At 64.1% G+C, this 3,712-nt stretch carries 2 protein-coding genes; both read right to left on the bottom strand.

Annotated features, from left to right (window positions below; translation table 11 throughout):
• Positions 1-81 precede the first annotated feature (81 nt).
• Positions 82-2,931 carry a heat shock survival AAA family ATPase ClpK gene (gene clpK, locus B3E94_RS12265; RefSeq protein ID WP_286913699.1) on the bottom strand — a complete coding sequence of 950 codons (2,850 nt, stop codon included), beginning with the start codon at positions 2,929-2,931 and terminating at the stop codon, positions 82-84.
• A 105-nt stretch (positions 2,932-3,036) separates the two neighbouring features.
• Complete coding sequence (gene hsp20, locus B3E94_RS12260) at positions 3,037-3,606, bottom strand: small heat shock protein sHSP20 (protein WP_000350436.1); 570 nt, start codon at positions 3,604-3,606, stop codon at positions 3,037-3,039.
• Positions 3,607-3,712: the final 106 nt, after the last annotated feature.

The following is a 3,712-nucleotide window of genomic DNA, read 5'->3' as shown; positions in this document are numbered from 1 at the left end:
CCACGACCGCCACCGCGATCGATGCCAGGGAGGCTGCCCATGCCAGGCTGATGGAGTCGGACACGGCAGCCTCGCCCGCCATCAAGATGCGTCGCTCGCCGACTTCTTCTTGCTCGAGTCTTTGCCAGCGTCGCCGTGCGGCGTCTCGGTCGCCTTCGCGACATCCGGCTGCTCCGGCTCGGCCGGGGTCTGCGGTGGCTCTTTGCGTTCGAACACCACGCGTTCGGCCTTGTCGTCCCAGCGTGCGCTGGCGTGATCGCCCTTGCCGATGCCGCCACCGAGCATCTCGCGCGCCAGCGCAGTTTCCAGCTCGCTGCGGATCAGGCGCTTGAGTTCACGCGCACCGAACTCGGGCTTGTAGCCTTCTTCCGCGAAATGGTCGATCAGCGTCTGATCGAAAGTGAGCGTCACGCCCTGGCTGGCGGCGCTGCGCGCCACGCGATCGAGCTGCAGGCCGACGATATGGCGGATCTCCTCCTTGCCCAGCGCATGGAAGACGATGATCTCGTCGATGCGGTTGAGGAACTCGGGCCGGAAGTGGCCGCGCAGCACGTCCATGACCTCGGCCTTGGTCTTTTCGTACTCCTCGCCAGCCGCCTCACGCGCCTTCAGCCGTCGCTGGATGATGTCCGAACCCAGGTTGGACGTGGCGATGATGATGGTGTTGGTGAAATCCACCACCCGGCCCTTGCCGTCGGTGAGGCGACCGTCGTCGAACACTTGCAGCAGGATGTTGTAGACGTCAGGGTGTGCCTTCTCGATCTCGTCGAGCAGCAGCACGCTGTAGGGCTTGCGCCGCACCTTCTCGGTGAGCTGACCGCCTTCGTCGTAACCGACATAGCCCGGAGGCGCGCCCACCAGCCGCGCCACGGTATGGCGTTCGCCATATTCCGACATGTCGATGCGCAACAGGGCATGCTCATCGGCGTAGATCGATTCGGCCAATGCCTTGGCGAGCTCGGTCTTGCCCACCCCGGTCGGGCCCAGAAACAGGAAGGTAGCCACCGGTTTACTGCCTTCGCGCAGGCCGGCGCGGGATAGCCGCACGGCATCGGCCACGGCACGGACCGCCTCGTCTTGTCCCACCAGGCGCTCGTGCAGCCGTTGTTCCAAGTGCAGCAGCTTTTCGCGCTCTTCCACCGTCAACTCGTTGACCGGGATGCCGGTCAGGCGCGAGACAACCTGCGCCACGTGTTCCGCCTTGACCTCGGCACTGCCGGAGGCCCGCTCCCGCTCCCAGTCCTCGACGAGCTTCTTGAGCTCGGCCTCCTTGGCTTCGATGCGCTTGCCGAGCTCGGCGGCCTGGTCGTACTGCTTGCGCGCGGCCACGTAATCCTGTTCACGCCGTAGCTGGTGCAGTTCGGACTCCAGCTCCTGCACGGCCACCGGCCGGGCCGTGGCCGACAGCTTCACGCGCGCGGCCGCCTGGTCGAGCAGGTCGATCGCCTTGTCCGGCAGGAAGCGCGCCGTGATGTAGCGGTCGGACAACTCGGCTGCCGCGATGATCGCGTCCTCGGAGATGCTGACCTTGTGGTGCGCCTCGAAGGTGTCGCGCAGGCCGCGCAGAATCATGATGGCCTGGGCCACCGTCGGCTCGGGCACCGTCACCGGCTGGAAGCGCCGCTCCAGTGCAGCATCCTTCTCGATGTATTTCTGGTACTCGTTCAGCGTCGTGGCGCCGATCAGGTTGAGTTCACCGCGCGCCATCATCGGTTTGAACACGTTGGCCACGTCCAGCCCGCCTTCGCCACCGCCCTGGCCGGCACCGACGATGGTGTGCACCTCGTCGATGAACAAAATCAGCTCGCCCTGGTGCTCGGTCACCTCCTTCAGCACCTTCTGCACGCGCTCCTCGAACTCGCCGCGATATTTGGCGCCGGCCACCATGGCGTTGATGTTGAGTTCCACCAGGCGCTTGTCGCGCAAGGTCTCGGGCACTTCACCCGCCACCATGCGCTGCGCCAGCCCTTCGACGATGGCGGTCTTGCCCACACCCGGCTCGCCGATCAGCACCGGGTTGTTCTTCTTGCGCCGGGCCAGCACCTCGATGGTGGTTTCGATCTCCTGCGCGCGGCCGATCACCGGGTCGAGCTTGCCGTCGCGCGCCATCTTGGTCAGGTCGCGCGAGTACTTGTCGAGTTCTGGCGTGTTGGTCGGCGTCTCAGCGCGGCCATCCTCGGCGCCCTTGCCGACCACCTTGTTGACCTGTTGGCGCAGCGCCTGCGGCGTCAGGCCGTAGCGGCGCAGCAGGTTGGCGGCCAGCCCTTCGCCTTCCTCGGCCAGACCGATCAGGAAATGCTCTGGACCGACATAAGAATGGCCGAGTTCATTGGAGGCCACGAAGGCGCGGCTGAGCGCATCCTTCACGCGCGGCGACACGCCGATCTCGCCCTCGAAGGGCTTGTCCCCGCGCTTGGCCTCAGACTCGATCTGCCGCTTGAGGTCATCGACCTTGATCTTGAACTGACCCAGGATGGTCTTGACCACGTCGCTGTCGGCCAGCGCCAGCAGCAGATGTTCGGTATCCACCTCGGAGCGGCCAAATTCGGCAGCGTGTTTGGCGGCCTCCTGCAGCAAGGCTTCCGACTGTTCGCTGATGCGGCTGGCCAGCCCACTGCCGCGACGGCGCGGCGCACCCGAACCTGCGGTGGCGGGCTCGCCAAACGAGGCATCGACCACGTCATCGGTATCGGCGGCAACTGGCGTCGCGTCTTCGCCGATGCGGAAGAAGTCACTGCCGAGGAAGTCCTCGAACAGGCCGCTGCGCGAGCCGAACAAGGCTTCCAGCGGCGAAACGGTGCGCTTTTGCTGGCGCACTAATTGCCGGTAATGGTCGTCGCACAACAGCATGGTGCTGTTACGACCGTTGAGATTGGCTTCCACCCGCACGGTGGCGGGTTGGCCGCAGACCTGGCATTGTTTTCTGGCCATGCTGATGCTCCTGAGAAGGTTGACAAGGTTGAGGAGACGAGGCATCGCGAGCCGCGACTCCTCGTCTCGTGCCGGGTTTTTCTTGTGACGAACGAGCCGGCGACGTCAGCCGTTGATCGGGATCGAGCGTCCCTGCTTCGGCGCGCTGACCTCGCGCTTGTCGATCGTGACCGTGAGCACCCCGTTCTTGAACGATGCCTTGATCGAATCCTGGTTGGCGTCGTCAGGCAGGTTCAAGGCACGCTGAAAGCTGCCGTAGGAGCGCTCCACACGGTGGAAGCCACCTTCCTTCTTCTCCTGTTCCTGGCGCTTCTCGCCACGCACCATCAGCACGTCGTTGTCGAGAGTTATCTGGATGTCCTTCTCCTCGACACCGGGCACTTCCAGGGTAATCTTGTACTGCTTGTCGGTTTCCTGGATGTCCAGGGCCGGCTTCAGCATGCCCGACCAATCGGATGGCCACTGCGGCATGTTCAACGCCGGAAAACCGAAGCCCCGGAATGCGTCATCGAACAGCCGGTCGATTTCCCGATGCAGTTGCAGGATCGGGCTGACTGGCCCGCTCGCCGCTGGCAGGTCATTGCGCTGCACCGGCAGGGAAGAGGCGGTCTGCTGCTCTTGCTGCTCGTTCTTGAACCAGTTCCAGGGAGCCAACTTCTTGAAATCGATGTCCATGTCATACCTCCAGAAAAATTGAAAAACGAGTTACTCAAGCCCTTTACCTGCTGCGACGGGCAGTGCGCCCAGGCGACACGGGCGGCTCGGATGACTTCTGCTGTTC

It is taken from the genome of Pseudomonas sp. UBA6315, assembly GCF_002438125.1.
Lineage (GTDB): Bacteria > Pseudomonadota > Gammaproteobacteria > Pseudomonadales > Pseudomonadaceae > Aquipseudomonas > Aquipseudomonas faucium.
The sequence above is the reverse complement of the archived record's forward strand: the minus strand, read 5'-3'. Positions and strand labels throughout refer to the sequence as shown.